Genomic DNA, 1,302 nt, shown 5'->3' with positions numbered 1-1,302 from the left:
TAGAGCAGCTCACTCTGTAAAAGGTGGAGCTGCCATGTTGGGAATGCACAGTGTCAAAAAAGTAGCTCACCGTTTAGAAGATTGTTTCAAAATAATTCGAGAACATCCTGTTGATATTGACCAAACAGTAGAGTCTCAATTTTTGAAAGGATATGATACTCTCAAAGATTTAGTAGAACGTCTCCAAGGTCCTTATGGTTTGAGGGAAGAAGAGGGAGAAGAAATAGTACAAAATGCTTGGCCTGTATTTGCCGATTTAGAAGCTAATTTGAATACTTTAGTTAGTGGTGGAACTGTTGCTAAGTCTACTACTGTTGGTACTGGAAATGGGAAGGCAAAAACTAATTTTGCTCAACAGGTCAAAGATCAATTAAAAGAAATGTTAGAACTGTTTAAACAGGGTGACTCTCCAGATTCAAGAAAACAACTAATAGAGGGTTGTAATGGTTTGTTGAAGTTGGATAAAAATACAGAAATTTGGCAGACTTTAGTTACTGCTTCTCAACAAGCTCTGACTAATTCTAAGTTATCTTATCAAGTTCTAGCACCTGTGATTATTAAAGAACTTAATACTGCAGGTGAGTTAATCCAAGCTGGAAAGGTAGAGGAAATAGTACCGAGTAAAGATTTAAAAGAAATTGCAACTTCTCCCAAAGCAAAAATTTCTGAACAGAAAAAAGTAACTTTACCAAAAGACCCGAAAGAAGTGGTGAGATTAATTATTAAAAGTTTTGACCATAAGCAACAGGAGGCGATCGCTAGAATATTAGTTAAGCATGTTAAGTCGTCTAAAAATAATTGATTAAGATTAATTAGTGGTTGTAGATGATAATTTTAAGGGGCATCTTAGTTTTATGGAATAATATTTGGTGTTGCTGAAATGTAATGGTAAGTAGCTGAAGGTAAAATTGAAAAACTTATGTTTAGCGTTGATACTTAATCTAAAAATCATTACCACTCAGCAACGCCTAATATTTTAATCTAGCAACAACTTTTGCTTAAGCATATCTAGTTCTCAAGTTCATTGTAAGCCACCCTAAATTTCCTCATTCCTGACTTCTGAGTCCTGAGTCTTTAGTGCCCTTCCTTCTTCAATATTTTCTTCAAGTTTATGCAAAGCCTGATTAACTTTTTCCTCCAATTTTTGAAATTGTTGTTGTCTTAAGTCGCTCCATTCTGGCAATTTATTAATAAACTGTTGTAAATCAATAATCACACTTGTTAAATCATTAATTTGTTGCAATTCCGGTCGTTGTTTAAACTGCTGAGAAACCAAGTCTAATTCTGTTTGTAATAACTTGA

Annotated in this window: 1 protein-coding gene and 1 pseudogene; one reads left to right on the top strand and one right to left on the bottom strand. The window is 34.1% G+C overall.

What is annotated here, in order from left to right; translation table 11 throughout:
- Positions 1-802: Hpt domain-containing protein (locus tag F6K22_RS41020; RefSeq protein WP_293110926.1), on the top strand; the 802-nt coding region annotated here is incomplete at its 5' end.
- 234 nt (positions 803-1,036) lie between these two features.
- Here F6K22_RS41020 and F6K22_RS41015 read toward each other — a convergent pair.
- Positions 1,037-1,302 (bottom strand): annotated as a pseudogene (locus F6K22_RS41015) (hypothetical protein); the annotation flags it as partial.

The sequence above is a fragment of the Okeania sp. SIO2F4 genome (genome assembly GCF_010672385.1).
Taxonomy (GTDB): domain Bacteria; phylum Cyanobacteriota; class Cyanobacteriia; order Cyanobacteriales; family Microcoleaceae; genus Trichodesmium.
This window is presented reverse-complemented; position numbering and strand designations above follow the sequence as displayed.